Here is a 23232-nt window from a genome sequence, read left to right on the forward strand (position 1 = left end):
GTTGCCATGCGCCGAATGGCATGTGAGCAACAATACGGGCCATGCAAGATCTCGCCGGCAAACACATCGTCCTCGGTCTCACAGGCGGCATTGCCTGCTACAAGTCGGCCGAGCTATGCCGTCTGTTCGTGAAGGCCGGTGCCACGGTCCAGGTCGTCATGACGGAAGCGGCGGAGCAGTTCATCACACCGGTGACCATGCAGGCGCTTTCGGGCCGTACCGTCTACACCTCGCAGTGGGACACCCGCGAGCCCAACAACATGCCGCACATCAACCTGAGCCGCGAGGCCGATGCGATCGTGCTGGCGCCCTGCAGCGCCGACTTCATCGCGCGGCTGGTGCAGGGCCGCTCCGACGACCTGTTGAGCCTGATGTGCCTGGCCCGCCCGACCGACCGCGTGCCGCTGCTGATCGCACCGGCCATGAACCGCGAGATGTGGGCCCATCCCGCCACCCAGCGCAACCTGATGCAGGTGTCGGCCGATGGCGCGACCGTGCTGGGCGTGGGCAGCGGCTGGCAGGCCTGCGGCGAAACCGGCGACGGGCGCATGCTCGAACCGGCGCAACTGCTCGAAGACGTCACAGCCTTTTTCCAGCCCAAGCTGCTGGCGGGGCAGAAGGTGCTGGTCACCGCGGGCCCGACCTTCGAGTCGCTCGACCCGATCCGCGGCATCACCAACCATTCGTCCGGCAAGATGGGTTTTGCCATCGCCCGCGCGGCCCGCGAGGCGGGTGCCGAGGTCACGCTGGTGGCCGGCCCGGTGCACCTGACCACGCCGCGTGGCGTGACGCGCGTCGACGTGCTTTCGGCGCAAGACATGCTCGAAGCGACTGTCCGTGCTGCGCAGAGTGCTAGCATTTTTGTAGCGACGGCCGCTGTTGCCGACTGGCGCCCGGCCACGCACAGCGAGCAGAAGATCAAGAAGGACGGCAGCGGCAAGACGCCGGTGCTTCACTTCGTCGAGAACGCAGACATCCTCCTCACGGTCGCCAAGAGCGAACGCGCCCAGGCCAAAAAACTGTTCTGCGTCGGCTTCGCGGCCGAGAGCGAGAACCTCGCCGCGCACGCCAAGGCCAAGCGCGAGCGCAAGGGCATTCCGCTGCTGGTCGGCAACATCGGCCCGCTGACCTTCGGGCAGGACGACAACGCCTTGCTGCTGGTGGACGCCAACGGCGTGCGCGAATTGCCGCGTGCGCCCAAGCTCACGCTGGCGCGCGAGTTGATGACCGAGATCGCCGCACGGCTTCCCGACTGGAGGGTCTGATGAACACCGAATCGAACACACCGCCCAATGGCGACTTTGCCCGCTACGTGGAGCAGCTCGCGGCCCGTGCCGCGCTGCCCAAGCGCGCGACACAGCCTGGCGAGCCGGGGCTCGACGTCGGCATGGCGCCTGCGCCCGGCCAGCAGGGCTCGGGCCCGGTATCGGCCGCCATGCGGCAGCGCGAAACAGCATCGAACGGTGAGGCCCCGCCGCAGAGCGCCTCGTTCGACCCACTGCTGCTCAAGGTCCTCGGCGTTGTCGGCGCGGTGGTGTTCCTGGTGCTGTGGGCGGCAGGCGTGCCGATCAGTGCACTGGTCCTGCTACTGGGCGTGGCCCTGTGGTTCGGCAAGAAATTGAAGGGCGTCAAGCTCACCCCTGGCGTCGCCAAGTGGCAGCAGGTCCTCGAAGAGGCCGCCCGCAAGCAAAGAGAACAGCAACACAAGCAAGGCAGCAAGTAAGTGAAAGTCGACGTCCGTATCCTCGATCCGCGCATGGTGGATCAATTGCCCGCATATGCCACCCCCGGAAGCGCGGGGCTCGACCTGCGGGCCTGCCTCGATGCACCGATCACGCTGGCGCCCAATGGCTGGCAACTGGTGGGCACCGGCATCTCGATCCACTTGGCCGACCCGGCCTTCGCGGCGCTGATCCTTCCGCGCTCGGGCCTGGGCCACAAGCACGGCATCGTGCTGGGCAACCTCGTGGGCCTGATCGACAGCGACTACCAGGGCGAGCTGAAGATCAGCGCCTGGAACCGCAGCGACACGCCCTTCGTGCTCGAGCCCATGGAGCGGCTCGCGCAACTGGTGATCGTGCCGGTGGTACAGGCGCAGTTTCGTGTGGTCACCGAATTTGCAGCTTCGCAACGCGGCGAGGGCGGCTACGGCTCCACAGGCAAGCACTGAGCAGGGAAAGCTGAAGAGAGCCTGAGTAACCAAGGGGTAAAGAACGGAACCGCCGAAGCGCCCCTGCGCTCGAAAGTTTCAGCATGTGTTTTGCGTCATCTCAGCGAAAGCTGCGGCGTTAGGCACAGGCAGGCGCATTTCCCGTGCGCAGTTCTATTTGAGGAGCCTCCCAACATGAAGATCTCGATCCGCTTCGTATCCATCACCGCTTCCGTGCTGGCCCTGGTCACGCTCACGGCGTGCGTTGCACCGGCACCGGTCTACCAGACCTCGCGCTATCCCTACCAGGCGCCGCCACAGGCCATCCAGTACCGCGAAGCGCAGTACGTCGAGTACGGCCGGGTGGCCAACATCGAAGTGATGCGCAGCGAAACGGCCGGCACCGGCACCTCGGGCGGCGGTGCTGTCGCAGGTGGCGTCATCGGCGGCGTGGTGGGCAACCAGTTCGGGCGCGGAAGCGGCCGTGCGGCGGCCACCGCGTTGGGCATCGTGGGCGGTGCCCTGCTGGGCAACAACATCGAGGCGCAGCAGAACGGGCCGCGTGCCTATGAAAGCTATCGCGTGTCGGTGCAGACCGACCGTGGCGGCTACCGCGCCTTCGACGTCCAGAGCCCGGGCGACCTGCGCATCGGCGACCGCGTGCGTATCGACAACGGCCAGCTCTCGCGCATGTAAAGCGCCCGTACGCGGGACATGAAAAAGCCGGGCAGTGCCCGGCTTTTTCTTTTTGGTGAATGGTGTGTGCCGTCGTCAGTGCAGCATCTGGTTGCCAGGCGCCATCGGCGGCACCTTGAAGAAGGCCGTGCCCGCCGTGCCCCGGCCGACTTCTTCTTCGGTCGCCTCGCGCACCGAGCGCACCGTGATGTCGAGCCGGATCGCAATGCCCGCCAGCGGATGGTTGCCGTCGAGCACCAGGTGGTCGGGGTAGACCTCGGCCACGGTGTAGATCGCGTCCTTGGGGATGGCGTCGCTCACGCCCTTGGGCAGGGCGGAGCCGTCGAAGGTCATGCCCTCTTCGGTGCCTTCGGGAAACAGCGAGCGCGGCTCCAGAAAGAGCAGCTGGTCGTTGAAGTCGCCGAAGCCCTGTTCGGGTTCGACCTGCAATTGCACGCGGGCGCCGGGCTCATGGCCTTGCAGGACGGCCTCGATCACGTCGAAGAGATCGTCGCCGCCTACCATGAATTCCACCGGCTCATCGAGCACGTCCAGCACGTCGCCGAGCGTGTCTTTCATGGTCCAGGTCAAGCCGACCACGCATTGTTCAGAGATTTCCATTGCAGAATTCTCCCATGGAGATTACACAACCGCTGCCGTTGCTCGGCGGCCTGAGTGCCGCGCAGTTCATGCGGCAGTACTGGCAGAAGAAGCCCTTGCTGGTTCGCCAGGCCATTCCCGCCATGGTGCCACCGATCGATCGCAATGCGTTGTTTGCGCTGGCCGAACGTGAAGGGGTCGAGTCGCGCCTGATCCGCCAGGGCAAGACCGGTTGGTCACTGAAGCACGGGCCGCTGCCCCGGCGCGCCTTGCCGCCGCTGAAGCAGCCGGCCTGGACCTTGCTGGTGCAGGGGGTCGACCTGCATCACGAGGGCGTGCACGAGCTGCTGCGCCAGTTCCGCTTTCTGCCCGATGCCCGGCTCGACGACCTGATGATCAGCTACGCGAGCGACACCGGCGGTGTCGGCGCGCATTTCGACAGCTACGACGTGTTCCTGCTGCAGGCGCAGGGCCGCCGCCGCTGGTCGATCGGCAAGCAAAGCGACCTGAGCCTGCAGCCCGGCGTTCCGCTCAAGATCCTCGAGAACTTCGAGCCCGAGCAGACCTTCGTGCTGGAGCCGGGCGACATGCTCTACCTGCCGCCGAAATACGCCCACGACGGCGTGGCCGTGGGCGACGACTGCATGACCTGTTCCATCGGCCTGCGTTCGTCTGCCCTGGGCGAACTCGGTGCTGACTTGCTGGCGCGCATGGCGCAGGCCTATTCGGAAGACCTGGAAGACGCCGGCCCCGCCGAGCTGGCGCGCTACCGCGACCCGGCGCAGCCCGCCGTCGATGCACCGGCCGCCATGCCGGCCGCGCTGCAGGGCTTTGCGCGCAAGGCCATCGAAGCCGCGCTGCGCGACGCCGATGCCATCGACCGCGCGCTGGGCGAATCGCTGACCGAGCCCAAGGCCAACATCTGGTTCGATGAAGGCGGCGAGGTGCCCGACGCGATGCAACACGTGGCGCTCGACCGCCGCACGCGCATGCTCTACGACACCCGGCATGTCTACATCAACGGTGAGAGCTTTCGCGCGGGCGGCGCCGATGCGACGCTGATGCGCCGCCTGGCCGACAAGCGCGAACTCGGCCCGCGCGAGTTGGCCCGTGCGAGCGAAGGCGCGCTGGCGCTGCTGGGTGAATGGTGCGGGGCAGGTTGGCTGCATGCCGGATGACGACGCAATCCAGCCGCTGATCGAAGGCCGCTTCGATGGCCGGGAGGCCTTCGATGCAATCCTGCGGCGTGCGCTCTCGGCTGCCGCGCAGCAAGGCTGGAAAGAGATCGTCTTCAGCGACCCCGACTTCGCCGACTGGCCGCTGGGTGAACGCGCCAGCATCGAGGCGCTGCAGGCCTGGTCGGCCAGCGGCCGCCGCTTCATGCTGCTGGCGCAGCGCTTCGACATCCTCGAGCGCGGCCACGCGCGCTTCGTGCCCTGGCGCCGCATGTGGGACCACATCATCGAATGCCGCGCGACCGGCAAGGCCGCGGGCGCCGAGGTGCCCAGCGCGATCTGGACGCCTTCGTGGTTCGTGCATCGCATCGACCCCGAGCGCAGCCGGGGCGTGAGCGGCAGCGACCCTGCTGCCCGCCGCGCGTTGCGCGAAGCGATCGACGAGTGCTGGCGCCGTGGGCGGCCTGCATTTCCTGCATCGACACTCGGCTTGTAAGCCAATGCCGCGAATGCGGCCGCGAGACACATTCAGGCGAGTAGGCAGGTCTAGAATTTTTTGATTCCAGACCTTCATTGCCAAAGGAGTCCTCATGAAGAAGTCCTCGTCCGTCCTGATTGCCTCGCTGATTGCCGCTGCCGCGCTCGTTGCCTGCGGAAAGAAAGAGGACGCCGCGCCAGCGGTCGTGACACCGCCTCCTGCACCCGTGAGCGAACCAGCGCCGGCCGCAGCTCCCGCACCTGCCGCCGATCCGGCTGCCACCCCGGCGCCTGGTGCTTCGTCGGCACTGGATGCAGCGAATGCAGCCACGGAAGCCGCCAAGAAGAACGAGGCGCCCAAGCCCTGAGCGGCGCTTCGGTCCGCCATGCAAAAAGCCGCCATCAGGCGGCTTTTTCATTGGGGCTGTGAAGTCAGGTTGCGGTCAGACGTCCAGCCATGGCGAGCCTTCGGCGGCGGTGGCGGTGAGCATCTCCGCCTCCTGCCCGCCCAGGGCCTGGGCCATCAGGCGCCGCACGATGTCGGGCCGGTTGTTCTGCTCGCTCAGGTGCGCCGCGACCACGTGGCGCAGTCCGTCATGAAGGACCGTTCGCGCGATCTCCGCTGCGGCGGCGTTCGACAGATGCCCGTAGTTGCCGCCGACCCGCAGCTTGAGGAAAGCCGGGTAGGCCGAATTGGCCAGCAGGTCGCTGTCGTGGTTGAACTCCAGCAGCAGCGCGTGCACGCCGCTCAGGCGGGCCAGCACGTGGGCCGTGGCATGTCCCAGGTCGGTCAGCACGCCCAGGCTGCGATTGCCGTCCGTGCAGCGAAGTTGCAGCGGCTCGCGCGCGTCGTGGGGAACGGTGAAGGGCTGCACGCTGATGTCGCCGACAGAAAACTCGGCGTCGTCGCGCGCCAGGTTCAGCAGGCCCTCGAAATCACGCCCGCCGGTGGCGAGCCACGTGCCTTCGCTCATCCAGACCGGAATGCGGTTGCGCCGCGACAGCGAGTGGGCACAACCGATGTGGTCGCCGTGCTCGTGGGTGACGAAGACCGCATCGATGTCGGAAGCGGCAAGGCCCGCCTGGGCCAGCCGCAGATCGAGCTGCTTGAGGCCGAAGCCGCAGTCGATCAACATCCGGGAGGTGCGGCCGCCGCTGGTCGCTTCGACCAGCGCGGCATTGCCCGTGCTGCCGCTACCGAGGCTTCGGAAGCGCAGCATGCGGGTTACTTCAGGTCGTCGGCAATGACCTTGACGATGCGCTGTGCGTTGGCCGAGGTCTCGGGCACGCCGGCTTCGCTCAGCACTGCAACCGTGCTGGCTTCGCCCTGGCTCTTGACCGAGATGCGGAACTTGATCGGCGCTTCGTCCTTGCTCGAGCTGCTGAAGAACTTGCCGAAGAAGCCGGGTTCCTTCTTCTCGGGGTTCGGCGTCACGTAGCGAACGTAGTACACGCCGGCGCTGCGGTCGCGGTCTTCCACGGTGAAGCCGGTGCGGTCGAGCGCCAGGCCGACACGGCGCCATGCGCGGTCGAAGCCTTCGCTGATCTGCACGACCGGCTGGCCGCCCACATTGGCGATGGTGGCGGTCTTGGTCGGTGCCGTGGTTGCGGCCAGGATCTTCGACTGCTCTTGCGAGACGCCGAGCTTGACCATCAGGCGGCGCAGGAATTCGGTTTCGAGTTCAGGGTCGCTGGGACGCGGCTGCCAGACGGTCTGGTCCTGGCGCGAGTTGTTGTAGACCTCTTGCATGCCGCGATGGCTGATGAAGATCTCGGTGCCGGTGGGCGTGCGTTCCAGGCGGGTGCGGAAGCGGTCGAGTTCGCCGGTCGAGTAGACCGAGTCGACCAGCTTGCCCAGCGTGCCGCGGATGATGTCCTGCGGCAGCTTGGCGCGGTTCTCGGCCCAGTCGGTTTCCATGATGCCGAGGTTGCGCTGGTCGGTGGTCAGCAGAAAGCCGCTTTCCTGCCAGAAGTCTTTCACCGGGTCCCAGAGCTGGTCGGGCGTGCGGTTGACGACGATCCAGCGCTGCGTGCCGGCGCGCTCCATGCGCACATCGCCGATGTTGCTCACCGCGGTGGGAAGGCCAGGGGCGTTGGCGATGCCGGCCTGGTAGGCGTTGGCGGTCACGGCACCGCCGGGCACTGCGTAGCGGTTGTCGCGCGAGAGTTGCGAAAGGTCGGGCGGAACTTCAAGGGTGGGGGCCTTGCCCGCGCTCTTGTAGTCGATCTTGTCGCTCTCTAGGACGGAGCAGGCGGCGAGGCTGGCAACGAGGGTGGCCAGCAGTGCATATCGCGAAAGTTGCGAAAGGTTCTTCAACGTCGTCTTCCTTGTTGGAATGGGTTCGGTCAATCTAGGGGCCGCAGTGCCCGCCATCTCAGAGCACGGTTCCGGCAAAAGGTTGCTTAACCTTGTTGCGGCCAGGGTAAAGGCAGATTGGGGATGAATTGAGTAGATGGGCTCAGTTCTTGAGCAGGCCGGTGGCGCGCAGGGCGCCTTCGACCGCCGGACGGCTCGCTTCGCCGAGTTCGGTGAGCGGCAGCCGCAGGGCGCCGCCGCACAGACCGAGCCTGGCCATGGCCCACTTGAGCGGGATCGGGTTGGGCTCGACGAACAGGTTGCGGTGCAGCGGCATCAGCTCGAACTGGATCTGCATGGCGCGCTTGACGTCGCCCGCCAGCGCTGCGACGCACAGCTCGTGCATCTTGCGCGGCGCGATGTTGGCCGTGACGCTGATGTTGCCCTGGCCGCCGCAGAGCATGAGCGCGACCGCCGTCGGGTCGTCGCCGGAATAGACGGCAAAGTGCTTGGGCAGGTCGCGAATGAGCCACTGGGCGCGTTCGATGTTGCCGGTGGCTTCCTTGATGCCGATGATGCCGGGCACCTCCGCCAGGCGCAGCACGGTGTCGTGCGCCATATCGGCGACGGTGCGGCCGGGAACGTTGTAGAGCACGACGGGCAGGTCGCCCACGGCTTCGGCGATGGCCTTGAAGTGCTGGTACTGGCCCTCTTGCGTGGGCTTGTTGTAGTACGGCACGACCTGCAGTTGCGAATTGGCGCCCACGCCCTTGGCGAACTTGGCCAGCTCGATGGCTTCCTTGGTCGAGTTGGCGCCGCAGCCGGCCATCACGGGAACGCGGCCCTTGGCCTGCTCGACCGAGACGCGGATGATTTCGCAGTGCTCTTCGACATCGACCGTCGGCGATTCGCCGGTGGTGCCGACCACGCCGAGGCAATCGGTGCCTTCGTCAATGTGCCAATCGATGAGCCGCCGAAGGGCGGGGTAGTCGACACTGCCGTCGTCGTGCATCGGCGTGACGAGAGCGACGATGCTGCCTGTCAGTTGCTCCAAGGGGAATCTCTTTGTCGGTGGACGAAAGCGCCGATTCTACTTACTCCGGGGCCCTGCAAGACAGCCGCCCCGGGACCCCTCAGTTTCCCTTAAGGAGGTGGCGGGGAGGCTCGCTGGCGGTGGGGGCGTTGGGGCGGATCGTGGCAATACGCTGTACGAAGCGTGGCGGTTCGGCCATGAAGCCGTCCTCGTAGGCCACCACGCGCAGGCCGGCGCAGGCGGCCAGCAGTTCGCCGGGTTGCAGCAGGAAGTCGGCGCGCGAGGGTTTTCCCACGGTTTCGTTGCCGGCGGCGAAGGTCTCGTAGAGCAGCACACCGCCCGGCGCCACCGCAGCCACGATGTCGGCCAGTCGCGGGCGCCAGAGGTAATGGGTGACGATCACTGCGCCGAAGGTCTGACCGGCAAAGGGCCAGGGCCCCGATTCGATGTCGGCCATGACGGCGTGGCCGAAGGCGCCGGCCGCCTCGATGGCTTCGGGCGACCGGTCGACACCGGTGACAGCATGTCCGCGCCCTGCAAACCACCGCATGTGCCGCCCCGAACCGCAGGCCACGTCGAGCACGGTGGCTTCGGGTGCGAGCAGGTGCGACCAGCGGACGATCCAGTCGGAAGGGGCGTTCGAGCCGTGCATCGGCGCTGCATCTTTCATGGCGGATCGGAATTCAGAAGCAGGACCAGATCTGGTCGACCAGCGTCACGAGAAAGGCCGGGTGCACATAAAGCGCGAACACGCCGCCCAGCACCACCAGCGCGGCGGCGAGCCAGCCCGCGTGGACGATGTGGTGGCGCATTTGCGGTGTCATGGCTGCCGTTGTACGAAATCAGGCCGAGGCGCCCACCGGCCCCGGCGACCGCGCAATCGCGCTTTCCTTCACCGGCAGGTTGATCAGCGCCGCGAACACGCCCAGCGCGATCGAGATGTACCAGACGATGTTGTAGCTGCCCGTCGTGTCATACAGAAAGCCGCCGAGCCACACGCCCAGGAACGAGCCCACCTGGTGGCTCAGGAACACGAAGCCGCTGAGCATCGACAGATGCGCCACGCCGAAGATGCCCGCCACGATCGCATTGGTCGCGGGCACGGTGGACAGCCACAGGAAGCCCATGGCCGCCGAGAAGACGTACACGCTCAGCGGCGAGATCGGCACCAGCAGGAACAGCGCGATCGACACCGCCCGCGCCAGGTAGATGGCCGCGAGAATCTTTCGCTTGGCCAGCGTCTGCCCCAGCAGCCCGACCGTGTAGGTGCCGAACACATTGAACAGCCCGATCAGCGCCAGTGCGTAGCCGGCCACGTCGGCCGACAGGCTCTTGTCGCGCAGGTAGGTCGGCATGTGGATGCCGATGAATGCGAGCTGGAAGCCGCAGACGAAGTAGCCCGCCATCAGCAGCCCGAAGCTTGGGTAGCGGAAGGCTTCGCCCACGGCCTGCAGCACCGATTGCTCGCGGTGCCCGGCCAGCGCTTCGGTCTTCGGCTCGCGCAGGCCGAAGGCCAGCGGGATGATCACCAGCACCAGAACCGCCAGCACGGCCAGCGCCGTCTGCCAGCCCAGGTGTCCGATCAGACGTCCTTCGATGGGTGCCATCAGGAACTGCCCGAACGAGCCGGCGGCCGCCGCCACGCCCATGGCCCACGAGCGCCGCTCGGCCGGAATCTGCCGGCCGATCACCCCGTAGATCACCGCATAGGTCGAGCCCGCCTGCGCCGCGCCGATCAGCACGCCCGCGCTGAGCGTGAACAGCAAGGGCGTCGGCGAATGCGCCATGCCGAACAGCCCCAGCGCATAGAACACCGAGCCGCCGATCAGCACGCGGAACGCGCCGAAGCGGTCGGCCAGCATGCCGGCGAACACGCCGAAGATGCCCCATGACAGGTTCTGGATCGCCAGCGCGAACGAGAAGGTCTGGCGGCTCCAGTCCTGGGCCTGCGTGATCGGCTGCAGCCACAGGCCGAAGCCGTGGCGGATGCCCATCGAGAGCGTGACGATCATGGCGCCGCAGATCAGGACCTGCTTGATCGAAAGAGTGGGGGCGGGGGCTTGCATGGCGTTGAATGTAGCGATTTGCCTGCTCGGGCAGGCGAGCCGGTGGCCAAAGCCATTGATGATTTATCGGCGTGCTTTCAATGCGCTCCGGTCATCAAAGCCCCCGGCCTCAGCGTGTTGTCACCCCCGCGACAGCGCGCACGCCCGGAAAACCGTGCACGCAGGCCCGCCAGGCCAGCGCCAGCGCCGGAACCAGCAGCACCACCAGCGACCACGGCAAGACGCCCGCGCCGCGGCTTTGCAGCAGCACGCCGCCGATCAGCCCGCCGCCCGCGATGGCCAGGTTCCATGCCGTGACCACCATCGACTGCGCCACGTCGGCCGCGTCGCCTGCCGCCTGCGCCGAGGCGGTCTGGAACAGCGTGGCCGCACCGCCGAATGCGACGCCCCAGACGGCAACGCCCAGGTAGACCGCCGCCTGCGAGCCCGTGGCCGTGCCCAGCAGCAATGCGGCCAGCCCGAAGGCAGCCGTGCTGGCCAGCACCAGTTCGCGCAGCCAGCGGTCGATCAGCACCCCCGTGACCCAGATGCCGATGAGCGACGCCGCACCAAAGACCAGCAGCACCAGGTCGACCCGCTCGCCCAGCCCGGCATGCGCCAGGAACGGTGCGATGTAGGTATAGAGGATGTTGTGCGCCAGCACGAAGGCCAGCATCACCGCCAACACCGGCCGCACGCCAGGCAGCAGGAACACACGCCGCACACTCTGCTGCCGCCCCGCCTCCTGGCCGGGAAAGTCGGGCACCTGCCAGCGAACCCAGCCGAGCAGCAGCACCGACAGCGCCGACATGATCAGGAACGCCGGACGCCAGCCCACGCCCGCGCCCAGCAGCGTGCCCGCCGGAATGCCCAGCGACAGCGCGAGCGGGGCGCCCAGCATCGCCACCGCGATGGCACGGCCCTGCATCGACGGCGGCACCATCCGGGCCGCGTGCCCGGCCAGCAGCGCCCAGAGCAACCCTGCGAACACGCCCGCAAAGAAGCGCGCGACCAGCGTCAGCGGATAGTGCGTCGACAGCGCCGTGACCGTGTTGACGATGGCAAAGCCGCCGATCGCCAGCATCAGCAGCGGACGCCGCCGCCAGCCGCGCGTGAAGGCCACCAGCGGAATGGCAGCCACCAGCGAGCCGATGGCATACACCGTTACCAGCTGGCCGACCAGCGCGGGCGTGACGGCGAGGCTGTCGCCGATCTGCGGCAGCAGGCCCGCCGGCATGGCTTCGGTCAGGATCGTGATGAAGCCGGCGGCCGCCAGCGCGAGCAGGCCTGAAAGCGGCAGCCGTGTTCGCTCGCCCTGTGGTGATGCGCGCTCATGCATAGACGGCATCCCGCAGGTCGGCCACGAAGCGGCCCGACATGCCTTCGTACAGCGTGTTGGTGAAGGCCACCACGCTGAGTGCGCGTGCACGGTCGACGAACCACGAATGCCCATACGCGCCGCCCCATCGCCAGGTGCCTTCGGATTCCGGTGATTGCGCCGCCTGCGGGTCGTGCAGCACCGAGAAGCCCAGGCCGAAGCCGTAGCCCGGCGCATCGGCCGGACCCCAGGCGCCCGTGTGGTTGCGACCCATGTCGTCCACCAGCCCCGCGGGCAGCAGCGGGGCGCCGCCGCCACGCAGGCTTTCGAGCAGGCGCATGAAGTCTTCCGCGCTGCCGACCATGCCCGCGCCGCCCGAGGGAAAGGCCGTCGTGTCGAAGGCCCGGGCCGGGTCGAAGTGGATGCCCACGATGCCCTCGAAGGCCGGCGCCACGGTCAGGCCCGCCATGCGCCGGGGCGGCGCTCCATCGCTGCTCACATAGGGCGTGGCCAGCCGGTCGTTGCGGGGCGCGAAGAAATCGGTGTCGTGCATCTGCAATGGCCCGGTCACCAGGGTGCGGATCGCTTCTGACAGTGGAACGCCGCAAACCGCCTCGACCACCCCGCCCAGCACGTCGGTCGCCAGCGAATAGAACCAGCCCGTGCCGGGCGCAAACAACAGCGGCACCTGCGCGATGCGGCGCAGGTTCTCGGCCAGCGTGAGGCCGCTGCCGTCCATGCCATCGGAAACGCCGGCCCGCGCATACGGGCCGTCCTCCGAGGCCTCGAAGAAGCGATAGCCCAGGCCGGACGTGTGCGTGAGCAATTGCCGCAGCGTGATCCTGGCCTCGCCGCCGCCGATGCTGTGATGCAGGCGAGGGCGGAAGTCCGGCAGCCAGCGAGTGACCGGGTCGTCCAGCGTGAGCCGGCCTTGTCCCGCCAGCACCATCACGGCGGTCGACACGATGGGCTTGGAGACCGAGGCCAGCCGGAACAGCGCGTCCTCGCGCATCGGCTGGCCGGCCTCGCGATCCGCGAGGCCGGCGGCGCGGCGGTGCACGATGCGCCCGCCATGGGCGATCAGCACCACGGCGCCGACCAGTCGCTGGTCGGCCACCGCGCGGTCGATGACCGCGTCGATGCGCGATGCATCCGGGCCACGCCAGGCTGTCGCCGGCGTGGAAGAAGGGGGTGAAATTTCGTTGAGGAATGACATGCCGCCAACGATAGGAAGAAGGCGACTGCGGAAAAAGGGGGATACAGTTCCGCTCAATACGGATCCTGAAGTCCGCAATGGAGCATTCCCATGGACAGCCTCAGCGGCTTTACCGTTTTCATCCAGGTGGCCGAAACCCGCAGCTTCGTCACCGCCGGCCGCGCGCTCGGCGTCTCCGCGTCGGCCGTGGGCAAGCGCGTGGCGCGGCTCGAAGAGCGGCTGGGCGTGCGCCTGTTCCACCGCAGCACGCGCAGCATCACGCTCACCGCCGAAGGCGCGCTGTTCCTGGCGCGCAGCCGCCGGGTGCTGGCCGAGATCGAGGCGGCCGAACAGGAGCTGTCGCACTCCGCCGGCGGCCCGCGCGGCAAGCTGCGGGTGAGCCTGCCGCTGGTCAGCTCGCTGGTGCTGCCGGTGCTGGCCGACTTCATGCACGAGCACCCGGCCATCGAACTCGACCTGGATTTCAGCGACCGCCTCGTCGACGTCATCGAGGAAGGCTTCGACGCCGTGGTGCGCACCGGCGAGCACGCCGATTCGCGGCTCTCGGCACGCCGGCTGGGCGAGTTTTCGCAGTTGTTCGTGGCCTCGCCCGATTACCTGGGGCGCCACGGCACGCCGGCCACCCCGGCCGACCTTGCAAGCCATTCCTGCCTGCATTACCGCTACCCGGCCACCGGCAAGGTCGAGGTCTGGCCGCTGAAGCCAGCGCCCGACGGCACCGAGGCCAAGCCACCGACCTCGATGATCTGCAACAACATGGAAACCCGCCTGTGCTTTGCGATGCGCGGCCGTGGCATTGCCTGCCTGCCGGATTTCAGCGTGCGCGAGGCCCTGGCCGCAGGCCGGTTGCGCCCCGTGCTGGCCGACCATGTGCGACCCCATACGATCGGCCTGAGCGTGCTGTGGCCTTCCGGGCGCTACCCCTCGCCCAAGCTGCGGGCCTTGATCGACCACCTGGGCGCCCACATGTTCAAGCCGCAGGACGGGGAAAGTTCCTGAATCTCGCCGCGCCGCCGACGCGATGCCTGTATGGGTATCCAGTTATTTCAAGACCACTGACTACAATCCGCCCCCATGGCGACTCCCCCCAAGACTCCCCCCAATTCATCGTCCGCATCGTCCGGTTACTCGGAAGGCTCCATCCGCGTGCTCAAGGGCCTAGAGCCCGTCAAGCAGCGTCCGGGCATGTACACCCGGACCGACAACCCCCTGCACATCATTCAGGAAGTGCTCGACAACGCCGCCGACGAGGCGCTGGCGGGCCACGGCAAGAAGATCAAGGTCACGCTGCACATCGACGGCTCGGCCAGCATCGAAGACGACGGCCGCGGCATCCCGTTCGGTATGCATCCTGAAGAAAAAGCGCCCGTGATCGAGCTGGTCTACACCCGCCTTCACGCGGGCGGCAAGTTCGACAAGGGCTCGGGCGGCGCCTACAGCTTCTCGGGCGGCCTGCACGGCGTGGGCGTATCGGTGACCAATGCGTTGTCCAAGCGGCTCGAAGTCAGCTCGCACCGCGAAGGCTCCGTGGCCAAGCTGGCCTTCAGCGCCGGCGACGTGATCGAGGCACTCGAAATCCGCAAGCTCGAAGCCGGCGAGCGCAAGCAGGGCACCACCGTGCGCGCCTGGCCTGACGCCAAGTACTTCGAGACGGCCGCGCTGCCGATGGCCGAACTCACGCACCTGCTGCGCAGCAAGGCCGTGCTGATGCCCGGCGTCAGCGTCACGCTGACGGTAGAGAAAACCAAGGAAACCCAGCAGTGGCTCTACAAGGGCGGCCTGAGCGACTACCTCATGCAGACGCTCAACGGCGACCCGGTGATCCCGCTGTTCGAAGGCAGCGGCCATGCCGACAAGAACGCCGACAACTTCGCCGAAGGCGAGGGCGCCGACTGGTGCGTGGCCTTCACAGAAGACGGCCAGCCGGTGCGCGAGAGCTACGTCAACCTGATTCCCACCAGCGCCGGCGGCACGCATGAAAGCGGCCTGCGCGACGGCCTCTTCACCGCTGTGAAGGGCTTCATCGAACTGCACTCGCTGCTGCCCAAGGGTGTGAAGCTCCTGCCTGAAGACGTGTTCGCGCGGGCCTCGTACGTGCTCAGCGCCAAGGTGCTCGATCCGCAGTTCCAGGGCCAGATCAAGGAACGCCTGAATTCGCGCGACGCCGTGCGCCTGGTGTCCAGCTTCGTGCGCCCCGCGCTCGAGCTGTGGCTCAACCAGCACGTCGACTACGGCAAGCGGCTCGCCGAACTCGCCATCAAGGCTGCGCAGACCCGTCAGCGCGCCGGCCAGAAGGTCGAAAAGCGCAAGGGCTCCGGCGTGGCCGTGCTGCCCGGCAAGCTGACCGATTGCGAGAGCAAGGACATCAGCCACAACGAAGTCTTCCTGGTCGAGGGCGACTCCGCCGGCGGCAGCGCCAAGATGGGCCGCGACAAGGAAAGCCAGGCCATCCTGCCGCTGCGCGGCAAGGTGCTCAACACCTGGGAAGTCGAGCGCGATCGGCTCTTCGCCAACACCGAAATCCATGACATCTCGGTGGCCGTGGGCGTCGATCCGCACGGCCCGAATGATTCGCCCGACATGAGCGGCCTGCGCTACGGCAAGGTCTGCATCCTGAGCGATGCCGACGTGGACGGCTCGCACATCCAGGTGCTGCTGCTCACGCTGTTCTTTCGCCATTTCCCCAAGCTCATCGAAGCCGGCCACGTGTATGTCGCAAAGCCGCCGCTGTTTCGCGTCGATGCGCCCGCCCGCGGCAAGAAGCCGGCCTCCAAGGTGTATGCGCTCGATGAAGGCGAACTCACCGCCACGCTCGACAAATTGCGCAAAGACGGCGTGCGCGAAGGCGCCTGGAGCATCAGCCGTTTCAAGGGCCTGGGCGAAATGAACGCGGAACAATTGTGGGAAACCACGCTCAATCCGGACACCCGCCGCCTGATGCAGGTCCAATTGGGCCGCTTCGACTTCACTTCCACCCAGGGCGAAATCACCAAGCTCATGGGCAAGGGCGAGGCGGCGGCGCGGCGTGAACTCATGGAACTGCGCGCCGACGACGTCGATATCGATGTTTGATGCCTCCTTCATTCATGTCAGCTTTTCTGCGTCCCCTGCTTCTTGCCTTGCTGCTCTGCATGCAGCAGGGGCTGGTGCACGCCGCTGACATCTACGGCTTCATCGACAGCAAGGGCGTCGCGCATTTCGCATCCGAAAAGATCGACGAGCGCTACCAGGTCTTCTTTCGCGGCGGCCAGAGCTTCGACACCGCGCAGGGCCTCTCGCCGCTGGGCCGTGGCGCGGGCAAGCTCGACGGCAAGGTGCCGCCGGCGTCGCAGACATTGCTTGCGCTGTTCGAGGCCTCGCCCAGCTACAAGACCGCCAAGGCCGCGTTGCGCGATGCATCGAACAAGCACGACATCGACTACGAGCTGCTGCAGGCTCTGATCGCCACCGAGTCGGGCTTCGACGCACAGGCCGTCTCGCCCAAGGGCGCGATGGGCCTCATGCAACTGATGCCCGCGACCGCGCAGCGCTACGGCGTGTCGGCGGACAAGCGCACGACCATCGAGAAAAAGCTGTTCGACCCGCGCATCAACATCGCCGCCGGCTCGCGCTACCTGCGCGACCTGATCGCGATGTTCCCGGGCCAGATCGAACTGGCGCTGGCCGCCTACAACGCAGGCGAGGGCGCGGTGCAGCGCGCGGGCAACAAGATTCCGAACTACAAGGAAACGCAGAACTACGTGCAGACCGTGCTGCAGCTCTATGCGTACCTCAAGCCCGGCGTGACGGGCCGTAGCAGCGGCGGCGGCAAGTCGCCGGGGCGCATCCGCATGGAAATGGGCGGCGCCGTCGGGCGCGGCAACATGCCGCCCGAGCAGCCCACGCGCATGCCCGCGTTGCCCGCCATGCCCGACCCGGCCGCGGTGCCAAGCTCTCCCTACATGCCCGAAGTGCCGGCCGCGTCGACAACGACGACGACGGCATCGCCTTCGGTGGCCATGGCCGAATAAACAAGCAACAGAAATCTTCCGGAAACGACAGACGATGGATTCCCAACCTCCGCTCGACCTCGCGGGCCCCACCGACGGCGACACCACCCTCACGCTGGCCGACTACGCGCAGACCGCCTACCTCGAATACGCACTCAGCGTGGTCAAGGGCCGCGCACTGCCCGATGTGTCCGACGGCCAGAAGCCGGTGCAGCGGCGCATCCTGTACTCGATGTCGCGCATGGGCCTGGGCTTCGGCGGCACCAACGGCACGGTGGGCGCCAAGCCCGTCAAGAGCGCGCGTGTGGTCGGCGACGTGCTCGGCCGCTTCCACCCGCACAGCGACCAGGCCGCCTACGACGCGCTGGTGCGCATGGCGCAAGACTTCTCGCAGCGCTATCCGCTGGTCGACGGCCAGGGCAACTTCGGCAGCCGCGACGGCGACGGTGCTGCAGCCATGCGCTACACCGAAGCGCGCCTGGCCCGCATCACCAGCCTCTTGCTCGACGAGATCGACGAAGGCACGGTCGACTTCATTCCCAACTACGACGGCAGCACCGAAGAGCCGCGCCTGTTGCCCGCGCGGCTGCCGTTCACGCTGCTCAATGGCGCGAGCGGCATCGCGGTCGGCCTGGCCACCGAAATCCCGAGCCACAACCTGCGCGAGATTGCCGACGCCTGCGTCGCGCTGATCAAGTCGAACGGCAAGCTCAGCGAAGAAGAACTCTTCGCCATCGTGCCCGGCCCCGACTACCCGGGCGGCGCGCAGATCATCAGCGGCGCGAGCGACATCGCCGATGCCTACCGCACGGGTCGCGGCTCGCTCAAGGTGCGCGCGCGCTGGAAGATCGAGGAACTCGCGCGCGGCCAGTGGCAGCTCGTGGTGAATGAGTTGCCGCCGGGCGTGAGCACGCAGAAGGTGCTCGAAGAGATCGAGGAAATCACCAACCCGAAGGTCAAGACCGGCAAGAAGGCACTGAGCGCGGACCAGACCCAGCTCAAGGCCGCGATGCTGTCGATGCTCGACGTGGTGCGCGACGAGTCCAGCAAGGATGCCGCCGTGCGCCTGGTGTTCGAGCCCAAGACCTCGCGCATCAGCCAGGACGAGTTCATCACCACGCTGCTCGCGCAGACCTCGCTCGAAACCTCGTCGTCGATCAACCTCACGATGGTCGGCATCGACGGCAAGCCCACGCAGAAGTCGCTGCGCCAGATGCTCACCGAGTGGATCGCGTTCCGCGAGATCACCGTCGAGAAACGCTCGCGCCACCGGCTCAACAAGGTGCTGGAGCGCATCCACATCCTCGAAGGCCGGCAGCTGGTGCTGCTGAACATCGACGAGGTCATCGCGATCATCCGCGCGGCGGAAGACCCGAAGGCCGCGCTCATCGCGCGCTTCAACCTCAGCGACCGTCAGGCCGAGGACATTCTCGAAATCCGCCTGCGCCAACTCGCGCGGCTGGAGGCCATCAAGATCGAGCAGGAGCTCAAAGGCCTGCGCGAAGAACAGACGAAGCTCGAAGAAATCCTCGGCAACCCTGCCGCGCTTCGCCGCCTGCTGATCAAGGAAATCGAAGCCGACGCCAAGACTTTCGAAGACCCACGCCGCACGCTGATCCAGGCCGAAAAGCGCGCCATCGCCGAAGTGAAGGTGGTCGATGAACCGGTCACCGTGATCGTGTCGCAGAAGGGCTGGGTCCGCGCGCAGAAGGGCTGGGCCAGCGAGAAGGCGGCCGCCGCCAATGGTGCGAACGGAGAAAAGGGAACGGCCACGCCCGAGTACAGCTTCAAGTCCGGCGACTCGCTCTACGGCGCCTTCGAATGCCGCAGCGTCGACACGCTGCTGGTGTTCGGCTCCTCCAAGGACAAGACCGTGCGTGTCTACACCGTGCCCGTGGCCTCGCTGCCCGGCGCGCGCGGCGACGGCCAGCCCGTCACCACGCTGATCGAGCTGGATGCCGGCACGCACGTCACGCATTTCTTCGCGGGCCCGGTGGGCGCGAGCGTGCTGCTGGCCAACACCGGCGGCTATGGTTTCATCGCGACGGTCGAGAACATGATGTCGCGCCAGCGCGGCGGCAAGGCCTTCATCGACGTGGGCGAGGGCGAACAGCTCTGCCGTCCTTCGCTGGTGGGCGGCGCGAGCGGCGCCGAGCCGATGGCCGCGGCCACGCACGTGGCTTGCGCATCCACTGGCGGCCGCATCCTGACCTTCGACATCACCGAACTCAAGAGCCTGCCCAAGGGCGGTCGCGGCCTCACGCTGATCGACCTCGAAGACAAGGACACGCTGGCAGGCGCCGCGGCCTACACGCGCAGCGTGAAGATCGAAGGCATCGGCCGGGGCGCCAAGGAGCGCGAAGAGACGCTGGAAATCCGCACGCTCAACAACGCGCGCGGCACCCGCGCGCGCAAGGGCAAGGCGGCCGACCTGGGCTTCAAGCCGACCAGCATCGTGCGGGTGCTGTGATGGGCGGTATCGACGTCAGCGTCATCGGAATCTTCATTGCCGTTGTCACGGGCCTCGGCAGCTTCGTGCTGGGCCGGCGCATGCGCGCGAAGCGAGCAGCGAAGAAGCGCGAGAAGGAGCGCATCGCCTCGCAGGCCGGTGAAACCCGGCAGGTGCGCCGCGCCCGCGAACGCAAGGAACGCGGCGACTGAGTCACCAGTCACCCGGTGTGCCGGGTGGCCCGGTAGCGCGTGCGCGTGCTACTTCAGCCCGACCCACCAGCGCGTGTTGGTGCGCGCCGCGCCCACCGTCACCGCCTCGCCGATCACCGGCGTCGCCAACTCGATCTTCTTCGCTTCGGTCAGCGCCGCGATGCGGTCCAGCGGGTCGTGCCAGGTGTGGAAGGACAGGTCGAAGGTGCTGTTGTGCACCGAGAAGAAGACCTTGCCGCGCAGGTCCTCGAAGGCCTGCACGCTCTGCTCGGGCGTCATGTGCACGGCGGGCCACATGACGTCGTAGGCGCCGTTTTCCATCAGCGCGATGTCGAAGCCGCCGAAGCGTTCGCCGATCTGCTTGAAGCCCGGGAAGTAACCCGAGTCGCCGCTGTAGAAGATGCGCTGGTCGCCGCTTTGCAGCACCCACGAGGCCCACAGCGTGCGGTCGCGGTCGCCCAGCGTGCGGCCCGAGAAATGCTGCGCGGGCGTGGCCGTGAGCTTCACGCCGTCGTGCTCGGCCCCTTGCCACCAGTCGAGTTCGGTCACGCGCTCGGCCGGCACGCCCATCACCAACAGGCGCGAGCGCACGCCCAGCGGCACGAAATAATGCTGCGCGCTCTTGGCCAGGTGTTCGATGGTCGCCAGGTCGAGGTGGTCGTAGTGGTCGTGCGAAAGCACCACGCCCTCGATGGGCGGCAATTGCTCCAGCGCGATCGGCGGCCTGTGAAAGCGCTTCGGCCCGGCCCATTGCACCGGCGACACGCGCTCGCTGAACACCGGGTCGATCAGCCAGTACTTGCCGCGCAGCTTGAGCAGGTGCGACGAATGGCCCAGGCGCACCACGTGGTTGGCCTTGACGTCGAGCGCGTCGAGCGCGGCCCGGTCGATGGGCTGCACGGGAATCGCATCGACCGGCACCGTGTCGACCTTGCTGCCCACGATGAAGCGCGACCAGATGCGCCATGCACTGGCCTGGGCCGGCATGTCGGGGTTGGCCATGTTGTGGAAGCCGCCGTCCCTGAACTGCGGCGAGTTGTCGTAGCGCGCTTCGCTGCTGGTGGCGCTGCAGCCCGCGACGAATGCGCAGCCGGCCGCGGCGAGCGCGGTACCCCGGCGCAGGATCTGGGGCAGATATGACCCCTGCGAGCCCGAATCTTCAGCCATGAGAAAAACCCTCTGCGTGTGTTGTATTGGTCCGATGGCGCAAGACTAGCCATGACGGGTGTTTCAATGGTTTCAGCGACAGAAACATTCGGTGGGCAGGGGCATTCGGCCGCTCTGTGCCTGCATCCCCGTGCCTCGTGCGCGACGTTGTAGGCCATGCGCTGTATGGCCGGAATGCCTGTCCGGCGGCACACTGCCGGGCTTCCATCGGCTTGAAGGAGGCAAGGCATGAGTGGCAATCGCTATCCCATCATCTACGTGCGCGGCTACGCCATGACCGAGGCCGAGCGCGACGACACCGCGGCCGATCCGTTCTGCGGCTTCAATGCCGGCTCCACGGTCTACCGGGCCACCGTCAAGAAGGATGCGGCGGCGCAGAAGTTCGTTTTCGAGTCGCCGGTGGTGCGCCTGCTGGCCGACTTCCAGTACCAGAGCGTCTACCAGAACGGCCTGGACATCCTCGATGACGACTGGAAGCCCTCGCCCGACGAAAACGGCAACGACGTGGACGGCATTCCCTCGGCCTCGGTCATCATCTACCGCTACTACGACAGCGGCTCCGAGCTGCTGGGCGATGGCCAGGCCAGGGATGTGAAGGTCTACGCGCAAGGTCTGAGCCAGCTGATCCTGCGCGTGCGCGACCTCGTGGCGCAGCGCGAGGGGCCGGGCTATGCGCTCGCCGATTTCCGCTGCTACCTCGTCGCGCATTCGATGGGCGGGCTCGTGGTGCGCGCCTTCCTGCAGAACCCCGCGCTGGGCGATGCGCAGGCGCGCGCCTGTGTCGACAAGGTGTTCACCTACGCCACGCCGCACAACGGCATCGAGATGGGCGGCATCAACGTGCCGGCCTGGCTCACGGTGAACGAGATGAACACCTTCAACCGCGACAAGATGTCGGAGTACCTGGCCACGCCGGCGGTCAACGGCCGCATGGACTACCTGCCGACTTCGGCCTTTCCGGCCGAGCGCTTCTTCTGCATGGTCGGCTCCAACCGGGGCGACTACGAAACCGCCAAGGGCCTGTCGCGCATGTTCGCGGGCCACGGCAGCGACGGGCTGGTGCGCATCGAGAACGCCTCGCTCTGGTCCATCGACGGTGCGGGCAACACGCGCCCGGTGGCCACTGCCTACGCCTTCCGTTCGCACTCGGGCTATTTCGGCATCGTCAATTCGGAAGAGGCCTACCAGAACCTCGTGCGCTTCCTGTTCGGCGATGTGCGGGTCGACCTGTGGTTCGACGTCGATGGCGTCACCTTGCCACCCGACCTGCCCGCGGGCGCCGACGTCGATGCGCTCTACCAGGTCGAGCTGCTCGCCGCGCCGCGCGGCAAGCGCTGGTATTTGAGCCGTCGCGTGGCCGAAGAAGACTCGCCCGCCTGCCGCACGCACAAGGAGCTGACCGACCCGGCCACGCCCGATCGCCGCTCGATCTACCTGTCGACTGTGTTCCTTGCCAACAAGGCCCGCGTGAACCAGGACCGCCCGACGCTGGCCTACGCTATGACGCTGGGCGTGCGCGTGCCCGACTACCAGGTCAACAACAAGTTCTGGCTCGACGGCCACTACGAAGGCAGCTCGCTGTTTCGCGACACGCTGGTCATCGAGCTGACGCCGCCCACGGCGGACGATCCGGCGCAGAACTGGAACGTCAAGTACGGCTGGCAGACCGACACCGCAGGGCAGGCCTCGCTGCCGATGAGCCCGAAGCAACTGAGCGGCGGCAAGCTGCAGTTCATCGTGCCGCTGTCCAGCCTGGGCGCAGCGCCGGCGGCGCCGGGCATCAGCGGCAAGGTGCGGCTGGAAGTCAGCGCCTGGGGGTGAGCCGGCGTGCAGCCGGTGCGTGACGGGCGGCATACTATGGCCCGTCCAGAGCCCTTCTTTCCAATCCCATGAAAACTGCCATCCTCGTCATCGACGTGCAGCGCGGCCTTTGCGACGACGCGCCGCGTCCCTACGAAGCCGAAGAAGTCATCGAGCGCATCAACGCGCTCACCGAACGTGCCCGTGCGGCCGGTGTGCCCGTGGCCTTCATCCAGCACGAGAACGCCGTCGACCTGGAATTCGATTCCGAAAGATGGCAGCTCGCGGGCGCGCTGCATGTCGACACGCGCGACACGAAGATCCGCAAGACCACGCCCGATTCTTTTCTGCGCACGCCGCTCGAAGCATGGTTGTCGGAGCAGGGCGTGCGGCGCGTGGTCATCTGCGGCTATTCGTCGGAGTTCTGCGTGGACACCACCACGCGACGCGCCGCAGCACTGGCTTATGACGAAGTGGTGCTCGCGGCCGACGCGCACACCTCGCACGACAAGCCGCACGCCACCGGCGCGCAGATCAGGGCTCACCACAACGCCACGCTGTCGGACATCTCCAGCTTCGGCGTGCCGATCCGCGCGATCGCGAGCGCGGACATCGTGCTGGGCGATTGATC

24 protein-coding genes are annotated in these 23232 nt (G+C 67.1%); 14 read left to right on the plus strand and 10 right to left on the minus strand.

What is annotated here, in order from left to right; translation table 11 throughout:
- The first annotated feature begins 41 nt into the window (after nucleotides 1-41).
- The 4 genes from coaBC to ACSFB7_RS35085 all read left to right on the plus strand — a co-directional run bounded on the left by coaBC (nucleotide 42) and on the right by ACSFB7_RS35085 (nucleotide 2845).
- Nucleotides 42-1265 (plus strand): bifunctional phosphopantothenoylcysteine decarboxylase/phosphopantothenate--cysteine ligase CoaBC, encoded by a 1224-nt coding sequence (coaBC, locus tag ACSFB7_RS35070; protein ID WP_435476941.1) that lies wholly within the window; start codon nucleotides 42-44, stop codon nucleotides 1263-1265.
- Nucleotides 1265-1723, plus strand: a complete 459-nt coding sequence (locus ACSFB7_RS35075; RefSeq protein ID WP_435476942.1) for a hypothetical protein — start codon at nucleotides 1265-1267, stop codon at nucleotides 1721-1723. Before coaBC ends, ACSFB7_RS35075 begins: the two co-directional genes overlap by 1 nt.
- Nucleotides 1724-2170 carry a dUTP diphosphatase gene (dut, locus tag ACSFB7_RS35080; RefSeq protein ID WP_187109024.1) on the plus strand — a complete coding sequence of 149 codons (447 nt, stop codon included), beginning with the start codon at nucleotides 1724-1726 and terminating at the stop codon, nucleotides 2168-2170.
- Nucleotides 2171-2344: 174 nt separating this feature from the next.
- Nucleotides 2345-2845 carry an outer membrane lipoprotein gene (locus ACSFB7_RS35085; protein WP_435476943.1) on the plus strand — a complete coding sequence of 167 codons (501 nt, stop codon included), beginning with the start codon at nucleotides 2345-2347 and terminating at the stop codon, nucleotides 2843-2845.
- 75 nt (nucleotides 2846-2920) lie between these two features.
- On the opposite strand, the gene ACSFB7_RS35090 is transcribed toward ACSFB7_RS35085, so the two are convergent.
- The gene (locus ACSFB7_RS35090; RefSeq protein WP_435476944.1) at nucleotides 2921-3445 is read right to left on the minus strand and encodes an FKBP-type peptidyl-prolyl cis-trans isomerase; all 525 of its coding nucleotides are present in this window, start codon (nucleotides 3443-3445) and stop codon (nucleotides 2921-2923) included.
- Nucleotides 3446-3459: 14 nt separating this feature from the next.
- Here ACSFB7_RS35090 and ACSFB7_RS35095 point away from each other — a divergent pair, with 14 nt between their 5' ends.
- From ACSFB7_RS35095 to ACSFB7_RS35105, 3 genes are all read left to right on the plus strand, one after another.
- Nucleotides 3460-4602, plus strand: a complete 1143-nt coding sequence (locus ACSFB7_RS35095; protein WP_435476945.1) for a JmjC domain-containing protein — start codon at nucleotides 3460-3462, stop codon at nucleotides 4600-4602.
- Entirely contained in the window at nucleotides 4592-5095 is a 504-nt protein-coding gene (locus tag ACSFB7_RS35100; RefSeq protein ID WP_435476946.1) for a hypothetical protein, read from the plus strand. Before ACSFB7_RS35095 ends, ACSFB7_RS35100 begins: the two co-directional genes overlap by 11 nt.
- A gap of 94 nt (nucleotides 5096-5189) precedes the next feature.
- On the plus strand, nucleotides 5190-5444 hold the full coding sequence (locus ACSFB7_RS35105; protein ID WP_435476947.1) for a hypothetical protein: 255 nt from the start codon (nucleotides 5190-5192) through the stop codon (nucleotides 5442-5444).
- 75 nt (nucleotides 5445-5519) lie between these two features.
- Here ACSFB7_RS35105 and ACSFB7_RS35110 read toward each other — a convergent pair whose 3' ends face one another.
- From ACSFB7_RS35110 to ACSFB7_RS35145, 8 genes are all read right to left on the minus strand, one after another.
- Nucleotides 5520-6296, minus strand: a complete 777-nt coding sequence (locus ACSFB7_RS35110; RefSeq protein ID WP_435476948.1) for an MBL fold metallo-hydrolase — start codon at nucleotides 6294-6296, stop codon at nucleotides 5520-5522.
- A gap of 5 nt (nucleotides 6297-6301) precedes the next feature.
- Nucleotides 6302-7393, minus strand: a complete 1092-nt coding sequence (gene bamC, locus ACSFB7_RS35115) for an outer membrane protein assembly factor BamC (RefSeq protein WP_435476949.1) — start codon at nucleotides 7391-7393, stop codon at nucleotides 6302-6304.
- 142 nt (nucleotides 7394-7535) lie between these two features.
- Nucleotides 7536-8426, minus strand: a complete 891-nt coding sequence (gene dapA, locus ACSFB7_RS35120; protein WP_435476950.1) for a 4-hydroxy-tetrahydrodipicolinate synthase — start codon at nucleotides 8424-8426, stop codon at nucleotides 7536-7538.
- A 79-nt stretch (nucleotides 8427-8505) separates the two neighbouring features.
- The gene (locus ACSFB7_RS35125; RefSeq protein WP_435476951.1) at nucleotides 8506-9075 is read right to left on the minus strand and encodes a class I SAM-dependent methyltransferase; all 570 of its coding nucleotides are present in this window, start codon (nucleotides 9073-9075) and stop codon (nucleotides 8506-8508) included.
- 13 nt (nucleotides 9076-9088) lie between these two features.
- On the minus strand, nucleotides 9089-9229 hold the full coding sequence (locus tag ACSFB7_RS35130; protein WP_435476952.1) for a hypothetical protein: 141 nt from the start codon (nucleotides 9227-9229) through the stop codon (nucleotides 9089-9091).
- 18 nt (nucleotides 9230-9247) lie between these two features.
- Nucleotides 9248-10471: an MFS transporter gene (locus tag ACSFB7_RS35135; RefSeq protein ID WP_435476953.1), complete on the minus strand. Its 1224-nt coding sequence runs from the start codon at nucleotides 10469-10471 to the stop codon at nucleotides 9248-9250.
- A 109-nt stretch (nucleotides 10472-10580) separates the two neighbouring features.
- Entirely contained in the window at nucleotides 10581-11789 is a 1209-nt protein-coding gene (locus tag ACSFB7_RS35140; RefSeq protein WP_435476954.1) for an MFS transporter, read from the minus strand.
- Nucleotides 11782-12984, minus strand: coding sequence for a serine hydrolase domain-containing protein (locus tag ACSFB7_RS35145; RefSeq protein WP_435476955.1), 1203 nt, complete (start codon nucleotides 12982-12984; stop codon nucleotides 11782-11784). Before ACSFB7_RS35145 ends, ACSFB7_RS35140 begins: the two co-directional genes overlap by 8 nt.
- A 90-nt stretch (nucleotides 12985-13074) precedes the next feature.
- Here ACSFB7_RS35145 and ACSFB7_RS35150 point away from each other — a divergent pair, with 90 nt between their 5' ends.
- The 5 genes from ACSFB7_RS35150 (at nucleotide 13075) to ACSFB7_RS35170 (ending at nucleotide 19634) form a co-directional block, all read left to right on the plus strand.
- The gene (locus tag ACSFB7_RS35150) at nucleotides 13075-13983 is read left to right on the plus strand and encodes a LysR family transcriptional regulator (protein ID WP_435476956.1); all 909 of its coding nucleotides are present in this window, start codon (nucleotides 13075-13077) and stop codon (nucleotides 13981-13983) included.
- A 75-nt stretch (nucleotides 13984-14058) separates the two neighbouring features.
- On the plus strand, nucleotides 14059-16056 hold the full coding sequence (locus ACSFB7_RS35155; RefSeq protein ID WP_435476957.1) for a DNA topoisomerase IV subunit B: 1998 nt from the start codon (nucleotides 14059-14061) through the stop codon (nucleotides 16054-16056).
- Nucleotides 16057-16070: 14 nt separating this feature from the next.
- Nucleotides 16071-16994 (plus strand): lytic transglycosylase domain-containing protein, encoded by a 924-nt coding sequence (locus tag ACSFB7_RS35160; protein WP_435476958.1) that lies wholly within the window; start codon nucleotides 16071-16073, stop codon nucleotides 16992-16994.
- A gap of 34 nt (nucleotides 16995-17028) precedes the next feature.
- Nucleotides 17029-19443: a DNA topoisomerase IV subunit A gene (gene parC, locus ACSFB7_RS35165; protein ID WP_435476959.1), complete on the plus strand. Its 2415-nt coding sequence runs from the start codon at nucleotides 17029-17031 to the stop codon at nucleotides 19441-19443.
- Nucleotides 19443-19634 (plus strand): hypothetical protein, encoded by a 192-nt coding sequence (locus ACSFB7_RS35170; protein ID WP_435476960.1) that lies wholly within the window; start codon nucleotides 19443-19445, stop codon nucleotides 19632-19634. The genes parC and ACSFB7_RS35170 overlap by 1 nt, the downstream gene beginning before the upstream one ends.
- A 48-nt stretch (nucleotides 19635-19682) precedes the next feature.
- Here the strand turns inward: ACSFB7_RS35170 and ACSFB7_RS35175 are convergent, their stop codons facing one another.
- Nucleotides 19683-20801 (minus strand): MBL fold metallo-hydrolase, encoded by a 1119-nt coding sequence (locus tag ACSFB7_RS35175; RefSeq protein ID WP_435476961.1) that lies wholly within the window; start codon nucleotides 20799-20801, stop codon nucleotides 19683-19685.
- Between the two features lie 228 nt (nucleotides 20802-21029).
- On the opposite strand from ACSFB7_RS35175, the gene ACSFB7_RS35180 reads away from it, so the two are divergent.
- Entirely contained in the window at nucleotides 21030-22622 is a 1593-nt protein-coding gene (locus tag ACSFB7_RS35180; protein ID WP_435476962.1) for an esterase/lipase family protein, read from the plus strand.
- Nucleotides 22623-22690: 68 nt separating this feature from the next.
- Nucleotides 22691-23230 (plus strand): cysteine hydrolase family protein, encoded by a 540-nt coding sequence (locus tag ACSFB7_RS35185; protein ID WP_435476963.1) that lies wholly within the window; start codon nucleotides 22691-22693, stop codon nucleotides 23228-23230.
- Nucleotides 23231-23232: the final 2 nt, after the last annotated feature.

The sequence above is a fragment of the Variovorax raffinosi genome, assembly GCF_051216615.1.
Classification (GTDB): Bacteria; Pseudomonadota; Gammaproteobacteria; order Burkholderiales; family Burkholderiaceae_C; genus Variovorax.